Source organism: Pseudomonas sp. MAG002Y (genome assembly GCF_019400845.1).
GTDB classification, from domain to species: domain Bacteria; phylum Pseudomonadota; class Gammaproteobacteria; order Pseudomonadales; family Pseudomonadaceae; genus Chryseomonas; species Chryseomonas luteola.
In genome coordinates, this window is sequence record NZ_WOEJ01000001.1 from 186,009 (window position 1) to 204,315 (window position 18,307).

Consider the following 18,307-nt stretch of genomic DNA (forward strand, 5'->3'; position numbering starts at 1 on the left):
TCAGCACGTCATTACAGCGAAACGGCTTGAACTCAAGAGAGTCATATAGCCAATCTGATATCAAATCGCCAGGAAGCTTTCGATATGTCATGGAGCCTACGCATTGCTCTTCTATCGCTCACCATACTGTTTGCCGGGTGTGCCAACCGAGAGCCTTATTCTTCACCCATGTCACCTGCTGCTGTTCATGGTTACCAGGACTCCGGCCTCGCTTCTTACTACGCCAAACGCCATGCCGGACGCCGCACTGCCAGCGGAGAACGCTACAATCCTTCGGAGATGACAGCCGCTCATCGTACGCTGCCCTTCGGCACGCGAGTCGAGGTGACCAACCTGAGCAACGGAAAGCGTGCGGTCGTACGCATCAATGACCGTGGCCCTCACGTACGTGGACGGATTATTGATCTGTCACGCAATGCGGCCAGTTCAATCGGCTTGATTTCTGATGGCGTTGCGAAAGTCCAGATCAGGGCCTTGGACTGATTTGACTAGACGGGGCTAGTAATGCGTTGGAGCAGAGAGGTCAGCTTGCCTTATCCCTAGCTAGCGTCCTGGCATGAGGGACGCCCTTTCAATTCGCTGTCCCGAACCAGGCGCTTATCCTGATAGGCAAAAAACAGCGGAGCACCAAGCTCCGCTGTTTTGTACTTCACTTAGCCATCAGGTCACTGGAGCCGGATTGAACAGTGTCAGATCGTTATGCAGCTTGTGGTGCTCAGCCCATGTCTTTTTGCGGCCACTGGCAACATCTAGGTAGAGATGAAAAATCTCCCAACCCAACTCTTCCAGTGTCATTCGGCCCGATGTCACCCGACCGGCGTCTACGTCGATCAGATCCGGCCAGCGCTCGGCCAGCTGGGTGCGTGTTGCTACCTTGATGACAGGCACCATGGCCAGACCATAAGGCGTTCCGCGACCTGTAGTAAAGATGTGCAGGTTCATACCGGCAGCCAGTTGAAGCGTACCGCAGATAAAGTCACTGGCAGGTGTTGCGCAGTAATAAAGTCCTTTGCCCTTAACGCGCTCACCGGGTGATACGACGCCTGCAATGGCACTGGAGCCCGACTTGGCAATCGAGCCCATGGCCTTTTCCACAATGTTGTTCAGGCCACCCTTCTTGTTACCGGGCGTGGTGTTCGCACTGCGATCTGCCATACCGCGATCCAGATAGCGGTCGTACCAATCCATTTCACGAACCAAGGCCTTGGCGACTTCAGGTGTAGCCGCCCGCGAGGTCAGCAGATGGATACCGTCGCGCACCTCGGTGTTTTCCGAGAACATCACGGTAGCTCCTGCACGCACTAGCAGGTCAGCCGCAACACCCAATGCCGGATTGGCTGTTACCCCGGAAAACGCGTCACTGCCGCCGCATTGCATCCCAACCACCAGATCGGAAGCCGGACATGGTTCACGACGGCGCTCATTGAGTACCTTCAGGCGATCCTCGATCATGCCAAGAATCTGCTCGACCATACCGCTGAAACCGGTATTGGAATCCTGGAGGCGGAACAGCCATTCCTCTTCATCGATACCAGAGGGCAATTCATCGTCCGGCATGATCTGGCTGGCCTGAAGCTTTTCACATCCCAGGCTGATCACCAGCGCCTGGCCACCGAGGTTGGGATTACGACTGATGTTACGCAGCGTACGAATGGGTACGACAGCATCGGGGGCGTTGATCGCTACACCGCAACCATAGCTGTGAGTCAATGCGATGACATCATCCACATACGGATACTTGGGCAGCAGCTCCTTGCGGGCACGCTCGATGCAATGATCAAGCACACCGGTCACACATTGAACCGTCGTGGTCACACCAAGGATATTACGCGTCCCTACGCTACCGTCCGGGTTTCTGAAACCCTCAAAGGTAAAACCTTCCAGCGGAGGCTGGGTAGGCGGTACATCAGTTGCCAGCGGCAGGTTGTCCAGCGGGGGCGCCGAAGGCAGGCTGAGCAGCTCTTCCTTCACCCAGGAGCCACGTGGAATGGGCTTCAGGGCATATCCGATCACTGTGCCATAGCGCAGAACAGCACCGCCTTCAGGGATATCGACCAGCGTTACCTTGTGACTTTGCGGAACGGCCTCAATGGTCACGAGACCGTCTGGAAACTGGCCACCGGCTGCAACACCTTGCTCGTTTACAACGATTGCGACGTTATCGTCAGCATGAAGTCGGATGTAACGAGGCGAGTCCTGGTGTTCAATCAACTGCATGACTCACTCCTTCTTATACTCACTCAGGCTAAGGCATGCGAACAGAGCGATGCTCTGCCCGCGTTCTGTTATTCAACGTAAACCGGCGGTCAACTCATCCATCTCTATACCTCCGCGGTGAGTCACCTATACACACGCGGACGCTTCTCCACGCTTCGCCACTGGTTGCAATAAAGAGCACCTGATCGATCCGCCACTGGATAAATGACAGGTTCTGGCAACCCTCAGCGTTCCGATAAGGGAGCCGACCATGGCAAGCGGGATGACTAAAGATAAGCGTTCAGAAAAGCTGATCGCGCGCAGAATGCGGGGTCTGCGAATGCCAAGAGCACCGAGCAATGAAGTGCCTGACAAGGCAAGCGATGTCACACTGACTCGGTTGATATTCACTCTGCCCCCACTCGTTATTCTTGTCGCGGGTAGTCTTTTTACAGCGAGGCGAAAACATCGCCTTTGATTACACAGCCAAATGATAGCGCAATCATTTTAGAACACAATAAAACAAAAATGGCCGACTGGTCTACTAAAACCAGTCGGCCATTTACACACTTACTGCGGACCGAGCTTGTCCATCAGCGCAGCCAGACGCTCGTACTCGTCAGGCTTGAGGTCGGTCAGCGGTGCACGCACCGGACCGGCGTCGTAACCTGCGATCTTCGCACCGGCCTTGACGATGCTTACCGCATAGCCTGCGCAGCGGTTACGGATGTCCAGGTACGGCAGGAAGAAGTCATCGATCAGCTTGCCCACAGTCTCGTGGTCATCCGCAGCGATGGCCTTGTAGAAGTCCATGGCCGTCTTGGGAACAAAGTTGAACACCGCCGAGGAGTACACCGGTACACCCAGCGCCTTGTAGGCCGCGGCATAGACTTCAGCGGTCGGCAGACCGCCCAGGTAGGTGAAGCGATCACCCAGGCGACGGCGGATGGAGACCATCAGCTCGATGTCACCCATGCCGTCCTTGAAGCCGATCAGGTTGGGGCAGCGCTCAGCCAGCATTTCCAGCTGGTCAGGCTTCAAACGGCAGACGTTACGGTTGTACACCACCACGCCAAACTTGACGGACTTGCACACCGCCTCGACGTGCGCGGCTACGCCTTCGGGGCTGGCTTCGGTCAGGTAGTGCGGCAGCAGCAGGATGCCCTGGGCACCCAGGCGCTCTGCTTCCTGAGCCTGCTGGATCGCCACGCGGGTTGGGCCACCGGCACCGGCCAGAATCGGGACCATGCCCTTGCAGGTGTCCACGGCCGTTTTGATGATGTCGGAGTATTCCTTCTGGTCCAGCGAGAAGAACTCACCGGTGCCGCCAGCCGCAAACAGGGCGCTGGCACCGTAGGGCCCCAGCCATTCCAGGCGCTTGATATAGGTATCGCGGCGGAATTCACCCTGCGCATCGAAATCGGTTACCGGAAAGGACAGCAATCCGGATGAAAGGGTGTGCTTGAGTTCTTGTGGAGTCATTTTTGTTGCACCCTGGCCTGACGGCATACAGAAGTTGATGAGACGGGATATCGCCCGTTGTCAGTCATCGTACAACTATAGATTCCAGGGTACAACTCCCCTTACGCAGATTTTTTAATCAGCGTGAATTCTGGCCTGTTCCTACCTCTTCATTGGCTCGACGTAGTCGCTCGCGACTGTTGGTCAGATGCAGGCGCATCGCTGCACGTGCCGCATCAGTGTCCTGCCGAGCGATAGCGTTGTAGATGTCTTCATGCTCGCCATCCAGGCGCAGCTGATAGCGCTGCTGATCATCGTGAGCCAGATAAGCCGAGTTGAGACGGGTGCGGGGGATCAGAACGCTACTGAGGTAGGTCATGATGTCGCTGAAATAGCGATTGCCCGTGGACATGGCGATCTGCAAATGAAACTGCAGATCGAAACTGACAGCCTCGGCAGGCTGCTCGGTGCGCGCCTTCATTTGATCCAGCAGACGACGCATCTCCTGAAGCTGCTCGTCATTTCGGCGCTGCGCCGCCAGGCCGGCAGCCTCAACTTCCAGACTGATTCGCAACTCAAGCATTGCCAACACATCACGCAAGGTTGTGATGGTAGCCGGATCGATGAACAGAGGCCCCTCGGCAGGCCGCTCCAGCACAAACGTACCGATCCCGTGGCGCGTTTCGACATGCCCTGCAGCCTGCAGGCGCGAGATCGCCTCACGAACCACCGTTCGGCTGACGCCCTGCTCCTGCATGATGGCCGACTCGGTCGGCAGCTTGTCGCCGGGTTTCAGGTCGCCGTCACGAATACGAGCCTTCATGACCTCGACAACGTTTTCGGCCAGACTGCGAGACTTTTTACGTGGGCGAGGAGTCACGTTACTGTTTTGCATAAGTGTTCATTCAGGGCGTCTTGGAAATATGAACCATAATAGCGTAACCGCGTTGTAGGATGACCCTATTAATCTAAAGTTGGGCACTTTCGTAGACAGTAACGTCCTTGAGAATGCCCTCCTCCAGGCGCAAGATCCGCTGATGGAAGCGTTGCAGACTGCTTCGATGCCCTACACTCACCAGTGTCGTATCGGGTAAGTGCTCTCGTAACAAGGTGTACATGGTGGTTTGATCACGCTCATCGAGGGCAGAAGTCGCTTCATCCAGAAACAGCCAGTGCGGTTGGTACAGGATAGCCCGAGCAATGGCCAGGCGCTGTTGCTCTCCAGGAGAGAGGCGCCGTTCCCAATGGTTAGCCTCGTCCATGACAGAAACCAGATGCGCCAGACGGCATTGCCTTAGCACGCTCTCGAGGCACTCTGGCGCATGCTGAACTTCCCCAGGATAATTCAACGCAGCCCTTAATGTTCCAATAGGCAGGTAAGGTCGTTGCGGCAGAAATAGGCATCGACCAATCGGGAGACTTACTGTCCCGCTACCATAGGGCCACAGCCCTGCGATAACCCGTAGCAGGGTGCTTTTGCCACCCCCTGAGGGACCGCTGATAAGCACATGCTCGCCTGACTCAATGCGGCCGCTGATAGGGTCGATCAGTGAGTGCGTCTGGTTGGCCAGCGAAACCTGGAGCCTGTCGAATACCAATGCATCCTCGCCGCGCTCCAGCGTAATGGCGGAAGCCTGAGCCTCATGCCTGTGCATGGTGTCGCGAAAACTCAGGATACGATCAGTTACAGCACGCCAGTTCGCCAGTTGCAGGTATGCGTCAATGAACCAGCTCAAGCTGCCTTGAACATTACTGAACGAGTCGCTGATCTGCATCATGTCACCAAGCTGGATCCTGCCACTGAAATAGCGCGGCGCCGAAAGCACGGCGCCAATGATGACGGCAATCTGGGAGTAGCCGGAGGTAAAGAAGGTCAGACGCTTCTGATAGCGCATCAGCATCCAAAAGTTGCCCCAGACGTGCCTGAATCGTTCCTGGAGCCGTTGCTGCTCGTTCTGCTCCCCGTTATAGAGTGCAATGCTCTCGGCATTCTCCCGGACACGGATCAACCCAAAACGCAGATCCGCCTCATAGCGCTGCTGCTGATTGCTAAGGCCAATCAACCGTCGACCAATGTAATGCGTCAGAACGGTGCCGATGGCGGCATACAGTACTGCAGCCCAGAACATGTAATGAGGAATGGTGATGCCAAACAGCTCGATACTGCCCGACATAGTGATCAGGATGACAGAAAAGGAAATCAGGCTGATGATGGTGCGGATGAATCCCAACCCCAGGGAGAGCGTCATGTCCGTAAAGCTGTTCAGATCTTCGGCAATACGCTGGTCCGGGTTGTCTGCGCCCCCCTTCTGCTCCAAGTGGTAATAGTTGCGGTGCCTAAGCCATAGCGAGAAATGCTGCTCAGTCAGCCAGCGTCGCCACCGGATGGTAAGCATCTGGGTCAGGTAAAGCCGGTATACGGCCAGCAGAATGAACAGGGCCGCCAAGCCGCAAAAATACAAAATAAGACGCGTAAAGGACTTCAGATCATGATTTTGCAGGGCATCGTAGAAGTACCGGTTCCAGGTATTGAATACCACTGACAAGCCGACACCTGCCAGCGAAAGAGCTATCACAGCAACCAGCAACAGCCAGGCTTTCTTTCTTTCTTCACTGCGCCAATAGGGTATCGTCAATGCCCAAACGCGGGACAGGAAATGGCCCTTGGTCGAACCATACACAGGCGGTACGGGAGTCTCTTTTTCTCTCATCGCTCCAGCTCGGCAAGCACGTAATAACGTAACCAAAGGCCATCATAGGGCAGCCAAGCTGAATGGTTTCTGTCACGACAAACGTAACAAAAGATTTCTGTTCAATTTTTATCAATCCCCTTCCAGCCGGAAGGGGATCAGCTGATTAACGGCGAACCGGACGCTTCTGCAACTTGCGCTGCAAGGTACGACGGTGCATTCCAAGTGCACGTGCCGTTGCCGAAATATTGCCGTCGTGCTCGTTCAAGACTCGCTGAATATGCTCCCACTGCAACCGATCAACCGACATCGGGTTTTCCGGCACCAGACTGTCCACATCGGCATGCTGGGAAAGTAGCGCGGTCAACACATCATCTGCGTCGGCAGGCTTGCACAGATAATTCGTAGCACCACGCTTGATCGCTTCGACCGCCGTGGCAATGCTGGAATAACCGGTAAGAATCACGACGCGCATGTCGGGATGCAGCTCAAGCAGCTTGGGCAACAGGACAAGGCCGGAATCGCCTTCCATTTTGAGATCCAGCACGGCGTAATCGGGTAGATCCTGTTTGGCCAGCTCGTAGCCCTCTTCTGCCGAGCCCGCGACCGATACGCGCAGCCCGCGACGATCCATGGCCCGTGCCAGGACGCGGGTAAAAGTGGCATCGTCGTCGACCAGCAGCAGATGGGGCTGCTCATCGTCATGTTGAATGTTTTCGCTCATTGTAATCCTCGCGACAGCAGTTCAGACCAATGGATACTGACGTGGCAGACGCAGCTCGGTCAGCGTGCCGCCTTCTTCATGGTTATACAGCTTCACTGTACCACCGACACGGGTCACACTCGCCTGACTCAAGAATAACCCTAGACCAAAGCCCTTGCCCTTGGTCGTAAAGAACGGTTTACCGATCTGCTCGGCAATGGCCAGCGGTACACCCGGGCCACGGTCTCTGATGGACAGACAAATTTCCGAGGCATTCCATGAAAGGGTTACCAGCAGATTATCCGGACAGGCATCGGCAGCATTGTTCAGCAGGTTAAGAAGCGCCTGAGTCAGATCCGTGGGTGGAATCAAACGAGGCGCTGCGCCTACGCTTGGACATTCAAAGCGGTAACTGACCTCGGGCCTCATCAGATGCCAGCGGCTCAGTACGGCTTCCAGCCACTCCAGTGCCGTTTGCTCATGAATGGTCTGACGGCGATCCGCTTCAGCGGCGCGCACCAGTTGCTGCAGGGTTTCCTTACAGAGCTGAACCTGATCTTGCAGAAGCGACAGGTCTTCCTGTAGCTCAGCCTTATCGGTGTACTCCTGGCGCAGCTCCTTGAGCAGTACGCTCATGGTCGACAATGGCGTACCCAGCTCATGGGCAGCGCCAGCGGCCTGCGTGGCCACCGCCAGTAGTTGCTGATCGCGCATCCCCTGCTCACGGCGCTGGGCCTGCAGCAGTTCTTGGTGGCGGAGCGCTTCAGCCATCTTGGCGACGAAAAAGGTAATCAATGAGGCCGATAGCGCAAAGCTCAGCCACATGCCGTAACTCAGAATCTCGCCACCTGGGTTGATCAGAAGTTGCAGTGGCCGGAACCAGATCAGCATGAACGTGAAGCTGACCAAGGCAAGGCCCGCCAGCAGCAACGTGTAGAGCCAAGGCAGGGTTGCCGCCGCAATGGTCAGCGGCACCAGGTAGTAGGACACGAAGGGATTGGTTGCCCCTCCGGCATAGTAGAGCAGCACGCTGTGGATAAGCAGGTCGAAGGCAAGATGCGCCGCATACTCCTGCTCGGTTACAGGCCAGTCTCGACTCAGGCGCAGCGCGGTGATGCCGCAGAGGAATGCGGACAGACCCAATGTGGCGCTAATGGCCAGCCATGGTAGCTCGACGATATCGGAGAGCCAGGCAGCCCCTACCGAACCGGCTTGGGCAGCCAGCACCAGTACGCGAATAAGGACAAGACGACCCAGGTTTTGACGACTAGCGGATAGCCACTGCACGGGAGATTCAAACATGTATTTATCCAGGGGCGGCGAGTATAACGGTGGCTCTGGCCCATTTCTGTCCGTAAGGCGCGACATAGCGCCGCACAAACCCATAGGATAGAACGGAAGTCACTGTTAATGAACGAAAGGAGTCCACGATGCCTGTCTTTTCCCGTCTCGCCATTTCACCTGTCTTGACTAAACATTTAGCCAGGGGGGCCGCGTCGATCATGGCAGCCGGTGCACTGGTCAGTGTTTCTCATGCAGCGCAGGCCGATGAGCCTCGCTACAACCAGATCAGCCTGCGCGCCGAAGTCAGCCAGGATGTTCCGCGAGACCGCATGCAGGTAACGCTTTATACCGAACAGCAAGGTAACGACCCTGCCAAACTGGCGGCGGACATCACCAAGGCGCTCAACGAAGGGGTCGAGGCTGCGCGCAAGGTCAATGGCGTCGAGATCAGTCAGGGAGGGCGCAACAGTTTTCCGCTGTATGACGATAAACGCCAGACCATTACCGCCTGGCGCGAGCGTGGTGAGCTTCACTTGCAGAGCAGTGACTTTGCCAGCCTTTCCCGCCTGACAGCCGACCTGTTGGGTACCCTCAAAATGGGCGGCATGACCTTTACTGTTGCTGACGAGACGCGCAAGAAAAGTGAAGATGCCCTGCTCAAGGAGGCCGTCAACGCCTTCAAGGCACGTGCTCAACTAGCAACCGATGCCCTGGGCGGTTCCGGTTACAAGCTTGTGAATCTCAACCTGATAACCAACAACGCTACCGGCCCTATGCCCATGATGAGAATGAAGACTATGGCTTACGCTGAAAGCGCACCCAGCCAGGATATCGAAGCAGGTACTAGCGCAGTGTCTATCACGGCCGATGGTGTCATTGAAGTGCAGACGCCCTAAATTAAAGCAAAGACCCCGCTTGCATCGCTCCAATTTGGTGCAAAACACACCTGCGGTAACACAATTTGGTGCTGTTACCGTAGGAACAGTTTCATTTTTCCGCTCTAGCTCGCCTGTTTTTATATTTTTGCGACACAAACATTCAGTGTTACTCCACAACCTGCCACTGACTCGTCAGTCATCCTATTACAGGCATATCTCCTGCATAGCGTCCGCCCAATGACCCAAAAAGTCTCAACTGTTTCTGTATGGCCCAGACGTATCCATCGCCTGAGTCGACATCAGCCAACCGAGGTCTGCATGCATAAGAAGTTACTTTCATCTCTCATTGCGGCTGGTTTATTGGCCGGAACCCCATTTGCTCAGGCAGCCAGTAACCTGGTTTTTTGCTCTGAGGGCAGCCCGGCAGGCTTCGATCCTGCACAGTACACCACCGGAACGGACTTCGATGCCTCTGCTGAAACCATGTTCAATGGCCTGAGCGAGTTCGAACGTGGCGGCACCAAAGTGCAGCCCGGGCTTGCAAGCAGCTGGGATGTCAGCGAAGACGGAAAGACCTACACCTTTCATTTGCGCAAGGGCGTGAAATTCCATACTACGGAATACTTCAAGCCGACCCGCGAATTCAACGCAGACGATGTGGTGTTCACTTTCGAGCGCATGCTGGATAAGAACAGTGCGTTCCGTAAGGCCTACCCCACCGAGTTCCCCTATTTCACTGACATGGGCCTCGATGAAAACATCACCAAACTTGAAAAGGTGGACGACTACACGGTACGCATGACTCTGAAAGAGGTCGACGCGGCGTTCATTCAGAACCTGGCCATGCCATTCGCTGTGATCCAGTCTTCGGAGTACGCCAACCAGCTCCTCAAGTCCGGTCGGCCCAGTGATATCAACCATAAGCCTGTCGGAACAGGCCCATTCGTCTTCAGCCGCTACCAGAAAGATGCGGTCATTCGTTTCAAGGCCAACAAGGATTATTGGGATCCGGAAGAAGGTGCCAAGGTGGACAACCTGATCTTCTCGATCAGTTCCGACGCCTCGGTCCGCATGCAAAAGCTCAAGGCCGGCGAATGCCAGATTACCGTTTACCCACGCCCGGCCGACCTGGAAGGGCTCAAGAACGATCCCAACCTGAAGGTGCCTTCACAGCCCGGCTTCAACGATGGTTATCTGGCGTACAACGTTCAGCATCCACCACTGGACAAGCTCGAAGTCCGCCAGGCGCTGGACATGGCTATCAACAAGAAGGCCATCATCGACGCGATCTACCAGGGCGCTGGCCAGATGGCGGTCAACGGTATGCCGCCGACCCAGTGGTCCTATGACAACAGCCTCAAGGATGCACCCTTCGACCCGGAAAAAGCCAAGGCGCTCCTCAAGCAGGCTGGCGTGAAGGAAGGAACGGAAATCACTCTCTGGGCCATGCCTGTTCAGCGTCCCTACAACCCGAATGCACGTCAGATGGCCGAAATGATCCAGCAGGACTGGGCCAAGGTAGGTATCAAGGCCAAGATCGTCAGCTATGAATGGGGCGAGTACAACAAGCGCGCCAAGGCCGGTGAACATGACACCCTGCTGATTGGCTGGTCCGGCGACAATGGTGACCCGGACAACTGGCTGGGCACCCTGTACGGCTGCGATGCCATCGGCGGTAACAACTACTCTCGCTGGTGCCAGCCGGAATACGACAAGCTGATCAAGGCCGCCAAGCGCACCACCGATATGGACGAGCGGACCAAGCTGTATATGCAGGCTCAGCAGATCCTGAAACAACAGGTTCCGATTACGCCGATCGCGCACTCGACGGTGTTCCAGCCGATGCGCAAGGAAGTCCAGGACTTCAAGATCAGTCCCTTTGGATTGAACGAGTTCTATGGCGTAAGCGTCAGCAAGTGATTGGCGGCGGAGCGTTCGTAGGGTAAAACCCCGAACGCTCCGCTTTACTTGACTGACGGGAATTCATCCATGCGTACGTCCTTCGCCCTCTCCTTTCTTACTGCAAGCCTGCTTGCAGCCGCTCCGCTCGCCCAGGCGGCGAGCAATCTCGTGTATTGCTCCGAAGCCAGCCCGGCCGGTTTCGACCCTGCTCAGTACACATCCGGAACCGAGTTCGATGCGTCTGCCGAGACGGTATTCAATCGCCTGGTTCAATTCGAGCGTGGCGGCACTACCCTGACACCGGGGCTGGCCGAAAAGTGGGAGATTTCTCCAGACGGCAAGGTTTATACCTTTCATCTGCGCAAGGGCGTGACGTTTCATACGACCGACTACTTCAAGCCGACACGTGAATTCAATGCCGACGATGTCGTGTTCACGTTTCAGCGTATGCTCGATAAGGAGCACCCGTTCCGTAAGGCCTACCCGAGTGAATTCCCCTACTTCAGCGACATGGGCCTGGACAAGAACATCGCCAAGATCGAAAAGCGAGACGATTACACCGTTGTCTTTACGCTGAATCAGACCGATGCCGCCTTTGCCTCGGACCTGGCCATGAGCTTTGCCTCCATCCAGTCAGCCGAATATGCCGACCATTTGCTCAAGCAGGGCAAAGCGGCCGATATCAACCAATACCCGATTGGTACCGGACCTTTTGTATTCAGTCGCTACCAGAAGGACGCGGTCATTCGTTACAAGGGCAACAAGGATTACTGGAAGCCCGAGGACGTCAAACTCGACAACCTGATCTTTGCCATTACGACGGACGCCGCTACTCGCCTGCAAAAACTCAAGGCGGGTGAGTGCCAGATCAGTGGTTATCCACGTCCGGCAGATATTGCCGAGGTCAGGAAAGACCCCAACCTGAAGGTGCTTCAGCAACCCGGTTTCAACCTGGGCTATTTCGCCTACAACGTTCAGCATCCGCCGCTGGACAAGCTCGAAGTCCGTCAGGCATTGGACATGGCCATCAACAAGAAGGCCATCATTGATGCCGTCTACCAGGGCAATGGAAAGCTCGCCACCAACCCCATGCCACCGGCGCAGTGGTCCTATGACGACACGATCAAGGATGCCCCCTACGATCCGGAAAAGGCCAAGGCGCTCCTCAAGAAGGCCGGTATCAAGCAAGGCACACAACTCAACCTGTGGGCCATGCCGGTCGTTCGCGCATCCAACCCCAACGCCCGCCTGTCTGCGCAGATGGTACAGGCGGACTGGGCCAGGATCGGCATCAAGGCCAACATCGTCACGTATGAGTGGGGCGAATACATCAAGCGTGCCCGTCAGGGCGAACACGATGTAATGATCTACGGCTGGACTGGTGACAATGGCGATCCGGACAACTGGCTGGGCGTTTTGTACAGCTGCGATGCCGTCAACGGCAGCAACTACTCCAAATGGTGCGATCCGGCCTATGACAAGCTGATCAAACAGGCCAAGATCAGCAATGATCGAGAGGAGCGTATTCGCTTGTACAAGCAGGCGCAGCATGTGCTGAAGGACGCCGTGCCGATCACACCGATCGCCCATTCCATCGTTTATCAACCCATGCGCAAGGAAGTCCAGGACTTCAAGATCAGCCCCTTCGGGCTTAGCGCGTTCTATGGCGTCAGCCTTGCCCGATGAGAGGCAGGCTGTTCTGTATTGCCGCCGGCGACGTGCTCGATCAGCACGCAGGCAGCCGGTTTGCCGGATTTCCTCTGGTGCGACGCTTTACCCGAGCGATGCCAGGGACCCCGGCAGGGACACCTTCCGCCGATACCCATCGACGGGATTGCAAGCGGTTACAGTCGCAACCCGACTGTTACCGCCTCACCATGGAGCCTAACGAAAGATGAAAGCTGCATTCAGGCTGAACACCTGTCTGTTGGCGGTTGCGTTGGCAACGGCTGTACAGGCACAAGCCAAAACGTTGGTGGCATGTACCGAGGCCAGTCCGGAGACATTCGATCCGGCGGTTCACTCCTCGCGTTATACAGCCGATGCGGCAGATGAGCCTCTTTATAACCGGCTGGTGGAGTTCAAACCTGGCACGACGGAGCTTCAGCCGTCACTGGCCGAGCGGTGGGACATCAGCCCGGATGGTCTCCAGTACACGTTTTACCTGCGCAAGGGTGTGAAATTTCATAGCACCAGCTACTTCAAGCCTACCCGTGAGCTGACGGCCGATGATATAATCTGGAGCTTCGAGCGTCAGATCGATCCCAAGCACCCCTGGCACGAATTAGCCAGCAAAGGCTTCCCCTTCTCCGACTCGATGGAGATGAGCAAGATCATCGACCATATTGAAAAGGTCGACGACCATACGGTGCGCTTTGTTCTTCAACATGAAGAATCGCCCTTCCTGGCTGATCTGGCCATGGGTTTTACCTCAATTCTCTCAGCTGAATATGCTGATCAGCTGCTCAAGAGCGGAAAAACTGATGATCTGGGGTTCAAACCGGTAGGTACGGGACCTTTTGTTTTCGAGCGCTACAGCCGCGACTCGCAGGTGCGCTACAAGGCCAACTCCAACTATTGGGACGGTGCGCCAGCTGTCGATCTGGTACAAGCCATCACACTGGACTCCAGCGTGCGCCTGCAGCGTCTGAAGCGAGGCGAATGCCAGATTTCACTGACCCCCAAGCCGTCAGACGTTCCGGCGTTAAGAAAAGACCCCCATCTGAAAGTGCTGAGCGTCGAGGAGCTGACCATAGGCTTCAATGCTCTGAACGTAACGCACAAGCCACTCAGCGATGTACGCGTCCGTCAGGCCATTGCCATGGCAACCGATCAGGAGGGTACGATCAAGGCCCTGTACGGTGAAGGCGCAGCCAAGCCGGTCTGGGGTCCCTATCCCCCTGCCATGCTGGGCTATAACACCGATATCAAACCCTGGCCGTATGACCTGGAAAAGGCCAGGCAGCTCTTGGCCGAAGCGGGCTACCCCAACGGGCTGGAGCTGACCTATATGAGCTCTACCGGGTCAGGCCCCTCGGGAAATACCTTGCGAGTCGCCCAGCTGTTTCAGGGAGACATGGCCAAGGTCGGTATCAAGGTCAATATTCGTCAATATGAATGGGGTGAATTCGTTCGTCGTGGCAAGCAGGGAGAACACGATATCCTCAGCATGAGCTGGGTCAGCGACAATGCCGATCCGGACAATTTCCTGTCACCCAACCTCACCTGCTCGGCAGCCAAAAACGGCGAGAACCGTGCACGCTGGTGCAATGCCGAGTTCGACTCGCTGGTAGAGCAGGCTCGCCGTACCAGTGATCAGGACAAGCGCGCTGATCTCTACCGCAAGGCCCAGGAGATCTTTCACAACGAAATCCCCTGGATTCCTACCTCACAGCCTGTGAGGAACGTTGTGACACGCAGCAACGTCAGCGGCTTTGTCATGAGCCCTCTGGGTAAAAACGATTTTTCAACTGTGCGCCTGGATTAAGCGCTTTTCCCAAAAAGAAGACGAGCCCGATCAGGCTGATCGAGGCTCGCTCTATGCCGTAGACCGGTTACAGACCTAGGAGCATCCCTATGCATGCATTAACACGAATCGCGCTTGCCGTGAGTCTGCTTGGCGCCGCCACTCTGGCTCAAGCCAAACCTCTGGTGGTATGTACGGAGGCCAGTCCCGAAGGCTTCGACATCGCTCAGTACACTGCAGCCACGACGGCTGACGCCTCAGCTGAGACGCTATTCGACCGCCTCGTAGACTTCAAGCCCGGCACTACCGACATCGAGCCTGGTTTGGCAGAGCGTTGGGACGTCAGCGAAGACGGCATGACCTACACCTTCCACCTGCGTAAAGGGGTGAAGTTTCAGACAACCGATTACTTCAAGCCCACACGTGAATTCAATGCCGACGACGTGATGTGGAGCTTCATGCGCCAATACGATGCCAAGCACACCTGGCACGACAAGGCGCAGCATGGCTTCCCCTATTTTGAGGCCATGGGACTGCAAAACCTGATCAAGTCGATCGATAAGGTCGACGACTACACGATCCGCTTCGTGCTCAATCGTCCGGAAGCACCTTTCCTGCGGGACATGGCGATGGGCTTTGCATCGATCTATTCGGCTGAATATGCCGCTCAACTGGAAAAAGCCGGACAGTTTGATCAGCTCAACTTCAAGCCGGTCGGTACCGGTCCGTTCATTTTCTCGCGCTATACCAAGGATGCTCAGGTACGTTTCAAGGCTAACCCCGAGTATTTCGAAGGCAAACCTCCAGCTGATGGCTTGGTCCTTGCCATCACCCTCGACAGCAATGTACGCCTGCAGCGCGTGAGAGCCGGTGAATGTCAGGTAGGCGTTTATCCTAAACCGGACGATATTCCAGCCATCCGCAAGGACCCGAACCTTAAGCTGGCTGAAGGCGAAGCACTGCTAATTGCCTATGTTGCCATGAACACCGAGCATAAACCGCTGAACGATGTGCGTATCCGTCAGGCCCTGAATCTGGCCTTTGACAAGAACGCCTACATCAAGGCCTTGTTTGGTGAAGGCAACGCTGTGCCTGCCGTCAATCCGTATCCCTCTACCCTTCTAGGGTATAACCGTGATATTCAGGACTGGCCCTACGACCCTGAAAAGGCGCGGGCACTGCTGAAAGAGGCCGGCATGGAGAAAGGCCTCAAGCTGACCGTGTTTACACGTTCAGGCGGCGGCCCGACCAACCCCAACCCCGCGCTGGGTGCTCAAATGCTTCAGGCCGACCTGGCCAAGGTCGGCGTACAACTGGACATCCGCAATCTGGAGTGGGGTGAGCTGATTCGCCGGGCCAAGCAAGGCGAGCACGATCTGCTCTTCTTTGGCTGGGCAGGTGACAACGGCGATCCGGATAACTTCCTGACGCCTAACTTGTCATGTGATGCCGCAAAGTCAGGCGAAAACAGTGCACGCTGGTGCAACAAGGAGTTTAACGCCCTGTTGGACAAGGCCCGTACCAGCCAGGATGAAAATGAGCGAGCCGAGCTCTACAAGCAGGCTCAAGTGATCTTCCACAACGATGCGCCCTGGATCCCCCTGGCCTATCCCAAGCTGTTCAACGTCATGCGCAGCAATGTCGAGGGTTATCACCTGAGTCCCTTGGCCAACAACAACTTCGCTACAACGTACGCAAAATAAAAAGACGGAAACAGGCAGGGCACGCTTCCCTGCCTCCGATGAGGAGTATTCAACCCCATGTTCAGTTTTATTGCCCGCCGCCTGGGCTTGCTGATACCGACGTTTTTCGGTGTCACGCTACTGACTTTTTCCCTGATTCGCCTGATTCCTGGCGATCCGGTAGAGGTCATGATGGGCGAGCGCCGCGTCGATCCGCAGATGCATGCCGAAGCACTGCATCGCCTCGGGCTCGACAAGCCGCTCTACCAGCAATATTTCGACTATCTCAGCAACCTTGCCCACGGCAACCTGGGAGAGTCGCTGATTACCCGTGACAATGTGTGGCACGAGTTCACCACCCTCTTTCCGGCCACCCTAGAACTGGCTCTCTGCGCCATGATCTTTGCTACCGTGCTGGGCCTTCTGGCCGGAGTGATCGCAGCGCTTCGCCGCGGTTCATTGTTTGACCACGGTGTGATGGGCATTTCCCTGACGGGCTTTTCCATGCCGATCTTCTGGTGGGGCCTCATCCTTATCATGTTCTTTTCGGTACAGCTCGGCTGGACCCCGGTGTCTGGCCGGATCGATCTGCTTTACGACATCGAGCCCAAAACCGGCTTCATGCTGATCGACAGCCTGTTGTCCGATGAAGAAGGCGCGTTCATGGACGCCCTCCACCACCTGATTCTGCCCTCTATTGTGCTAGGCACGATTCCCCTGGCAGTTATCGCACGGATGACGCGCTCCGCCATGCTGGAAGTGCTACGAGAAGATTACGTGCGTACGGCTCGTGCCAAAGGCCTGTCGCCAGCCCGTGTCGTATTCATCCACGCACTGCGTAACGCGTTGATCCCGGTTCTCACCGTACTGGGCCTGCAGGTGGGCAGCCTGCTCGCTGGCGCCGTGCTGACCGAAACGATCTTTTCCTGGCCTGGTGTAGGCAAATGGTTGATCGATGCGATTTCCCGTCGCGACTATCCCGTCGTGCAGAACGGCATCCTGCTGATCGCCACCCTTGTCATCCTGGTGAACTTTGTCGTGGACATTCTCTACGGCTTTGCCAACCCCCGTATCCGCCATCAGCGCTAAGGAGGCCCTATGGAACGTACTTTGCCACAAGGCGCTCAGGTCGAAGATCAGGTTGCCCTGTATCCGTCTCCGTACAAGGAGTTCTGGAAAGCGTTTTCCCACAACAAGGGCGCCCTGGGCGGCCTGCTGTTCATGACTATCATCGTGATCTGCGCCCTGTTCGCCCCTTGGGTTGCACCCCACGATCCCAGCGAGCAGTTCCGTGAATTCCTGCTGACGCCTCCCTCCTGGCTGGAAGGCGGCACGACGCAGTTCCTGCTGGGCACTGATGAACTGGGACGCGACCTGTTGTCCCGCCTGATTCACGGCGCACGGCTATCACTGATGATTGGTTTGGCCTCGGTAATCTGCTCGCTCATCCCCGGCATTCTGCTCGGGCTGATTGCAGGCTTTTCACCCACGCGAGCCGGCCCTTTCATCATGCGCCTGATGGACATTATGCTGGCCCTGCCATCGCTGCTGCTGGCGGTAGCCATCGTGGCAATTCTCGGCCCTGGCCTGTCCAACACCGTTATTGCCATTGCCATTGTCTCGCTGCCTTCCTACGTGCGCCTGACCCGCGCCGCCGTCATGGGTGAAGTGAACCGCGACTATGTAACGGCTGCTCGACTGGCAGGTGCCGGACGCCTGCGCCTGATGTTCGTCACCGTATTGCCCAACTGCATGGCGCCTCTGATCGTCCAGGCGACCCTGAGCTTCTCCTCGGCCATCCTGGACGCAGCGGCCCTGGGCTTCCTTGGCCTCGGCGTACAGCCACCCACCCCTGAGTGGGGCACCATGCTGGCATCAGCCCGCGACTACATTGAGCGCGCCTGGTGGGTGGTTACCCTGCCCGGCCTGACCATTCTTTTGAGCGTACTGGCTATCAACCTGATGGGTGATGGCCTGCGTGACGCCCTCGACCCTCGCCTGAAGGTGCAGTCATGACCGGCTTGCCAATCATTCTTTCGTTGTCT

General features: G+C 56.4%; 14 protein-coding genes. 8 read left to right on the forward strand and 6 right to left on the reverse strand.

The features are described from left to right. Nucleotides 1–84: 84 nt before the first annotated feature. Nucleotides 85–483, forward strand: coding sequence for a septal ring lytic transglycosylase RlpA family protein (locus GM154_RS00920; RefSeq protein WP_010797264.1), 399 nt, complete (start codon nt 85–87; stop codon nt 481–483). 177 nt (nt 484–660) lie between these two features. Here GM154_RS00920 and garD read toward each other — a convergent pair whose 3' ends face one another. The 6 genes from garD to GM154_RS00950 all read right to left on the reverse strand — a co-directional run bounded on the left by garD (nt 661) and on the right by GM154_RS00950 (nt 8,352). Continuing rightward, on the reverse strand, nt 661–2,217 hold the full coding sequence (gene garD, locus GM154_RS00925) for a galactarate dehydratase (RefSeq protein ID WP_219650634.1): 1,557 nt from the start codon (nt 2,215–2,217) through the stop codon (nt 661–663). A gap of 549 nt (nt 2,218–2,766) precedes the next feature. Continuing rightward, a complete protein-coding gene (gene kdgD, locus GM154_RS00930) occupies nt 2,767–3,678 on the reverse strand; it encodes a 5-dehydro-4-deoxyglucarate dehydratase (RefSeq protein ID WP_219650635.1) in 912 nt (303 codons plus the stop codon). Between the two features lie 118 nt (nt 3,679–3,796). Beyond that, nucleotides 3,797–4,552: a FadR/GntR family transcriptional regulator gene (locus tag GM154_RS00935; protein WP_010797260.1), complete on the reverse strand. Its 756-nt coding sequence runs from the start codon at nt 4,550–4,552 to the stop codon at nt 3,797–3,799. A 73-nt stretch (nt 4,553–4,625) separates the two neighbouring features. Then, nucleotides 4,626–6,368, reverse strand: coding sequence for an ABC transporter ATP-binding protein/permease (locus GM154_RS00940; protein WP_219650636.1), 1,743 nt, complete (start codon nt 6,366–6,368; stop codon nt 4,626–4,628). 145 nt (nt 6,369–6,513) lie between these two features. Next, nucleotides 6,514–7,071, reverse strand: a complete 558-nt coding sequence (locus tag GM154_RS00945) for a response regulator transcription factor (protein ID WP_010797258.1) — start codon at nt 7,069–7,071, stop codon at nt 6,514–6,516. 21 nt (nt 7,072–7,092) lie between these two features. Next, nucleotides 7,093–8,352 (reverse strand): ATP-binding protein, encoded by a 1,260-nt coding sequence (locus GM154_RS00950; RefSeq protein ID WP_219650637.1) that lies wholly within the window; start codon nt 8,350–8,352, stop codon nt 7,093–7,095. 128 nt (nt 8,353–8,480) lie between these two features. Here GM154_RS00950 and GM154_RS00955 point away from each other — a divergent pair, with 128 nt between their 5' ends. The 7 genes from GM154_RS00955 to GM154_RS00985 all read left to right on the forward strand — a co-directional run bounded on the left by GM154_RS00955 (nt 8,481) and on the right by GM154_RS00985 (nt 18,278). Next, nucleotides 8,481–9,230 carry an SIMPL domain-containing protein gene (locus tag GM154_RS00955; RefSeq protein ID WP_219650638.1) on the forward strand — a complete coding sequence of 250 codons (750 nt, stop codon included), beginning with the start codon at nt 8,481–8,483 and terminating at the stop codon, nt 9,228–9,230. Nucleotides 9,231–9,530: 300 nt separating this feature from the next. Continuing rightward, complete coding sequence (locus tag GM154_RS00960) at nt 9,531–11,132, forward strand: ABC transporter substrate-binding protein (protein ID WP_219650640.1); 1,602 nt, start codon at nt 9,531–9,533, stop codon at nt 11,130–11,132. A 69-nt stretch (nt 11,133–11,201) separates the two neighbouring features. Beyond that, nucleotides 11,202–12,800: an ABC transporter substrate-binding protein gene (locus GM154_RS00965; RefSeq protein WP_219650641.1), complete on the forward strand. Its 1,599-nt coding sequence runs from the start codon at nt 11,202–11,204 to the stop codon at nt 12,798–12,800. Between the two features lie 208 nt (nt 12,801–13,008). Then, the gene (locus tag GM154_RS00970; protein WP_219650642.1) at nt 13,009–14,601 is read left to right on the forward strand and encodes an ABC transporter substrate-binding protein; all 1,593 of its coding nucleotides are present in this window, start codon (nt 13,009–13,011) and stop codon (nt 14,599–14,601) included. 89 nt (nt 14,602–14,690) lie between these two features. After that, nucleotides 14,691–16,283, forward strand: coding sequence for an ABC transporter substrate-binding protein (locus tag GM154_RS00975; protein ID WP_010797252.1), 1,593 nt, complete (start codon nt 14,691–14,693; stop codon nt 16,281–16,283). 57 nt (nt 16,284–16,340) lie between these two features. Then, nucleotides 16,341–17,351: an ABC transporter permease subunit gene (locus GM154_RS00980; RefSeq protein WP_010797251.1), complete on the forward strand. Its 1,011-nt coding sequence runs from the start codon at nt 16,341–16,343 to the stop codon at nt 17,349–17,351. Nucleotides 17,352–17,360: 9 nt separating this feature from the next. Beyond that, a complete protein-coding gene (locus GM154_RS00985) occupies nt 17,361–18,278 on the forward strand; it encodes an ABC transporter permease subunit (protein ID WP_074822698.1) in 918 nt (305 codons plus the stop codon). Nucleotides 18,279–18,307: the final 29 nt, after the last annotated feature.

Coding starts and splice junctions, on each gene's coding strand:
- GM154_RS00965 (WP_219650641.1), top strand. CDS start 11,202: ATGCGTACGTCCTTCGCCCTCTCCTTTCTTACTGCAAGCCTGCTTGCA.
- GM154_RS00920 (WP_010797264.1), top strand. CDS start 85: ATGTCATGGAGCCTACGCATTGCTCTTCTATCGCTCACCATACTGTTT.
- GM154_RS00980 (WP_010797251.1), top strand. CDS start 16,341: ATGTTCAGTTTTATTGCCCGCCGCCTGGGCTTGCTGATACCGACGTTT.
- GM154_RS00950 (WP_219650637.1), bottom strand. CDS start 8,352: ATGTTTGAATCTCCCGTGCAGTGGCTATCCGCTAGTCGTCAAAACCTG.
- GM154_RS00960 (WP_219650640.1), top strand. CDS start 9,531: ATGCATAAGAAGTTACTTTCATCTCTCATTGCGGCTGGTTTATTGGCC.
- kdgD (WP_219650635.1), bottom strand. CDS start 3,678: ATGACTCCACAAGAACTCAAGCACACCCTTTCATCCGGATTGCTGTCC.
- GM154_RS00970 (WP_219650642.1), top strand. CDS start 13,009: ATGAAAGCTGCATTCAGGCTGAACACCTGTCTGTTGGCGGTTGCGTTG.
- GM154_RS00975 (WP_010797252.1), top strand. CDS start 14,691: ATGCATGCATTAACACGAATCGCGCTTGCCGTGAGTCTGCTTGGCGCC.
- GM154_RS00940 (WP_219650636.1), bottom strand. CDS start 6,368: ATGAGAGAAAAAGAGACTCCCGTACCGCCTGTGTATGGTTCGACCAAG.
- GM154_RS00935 (WP_010797260.1), bottom strand. CDS start 4,552: ATGCAAAACAGTAACGTGACTCCTCGCCCACGTAAAAAGTCTCGCAGT.
- GM154_RS00985 (WP_074822698.1), top strand. CDS start 17,361: ATGGAACGTACTTTGCCACAAGGCGCTCAGGTCGAAGATCAGGTTGCC.
- garD (WP_219650634.1), bottom strand. CDS start 2,217: ATGCAGTTGATTGAACACCAGGACTCGCCTCGTTACATCCGACTTCAT.
- GM154_RS00945 (WP_010797258.1), bottom strand. CDS start 7,071: ATGAGCGAAAACATTCAACATGACGATGAGCAGCCCCATCTGCTGCTG.
- GM154_RS00955 (WP_219650638.1), top strand. CDS start 8,481: ATGCCTGTCTTTTCCCGTCTCGCCATTTCACCTGTCTTGACTAAACAT.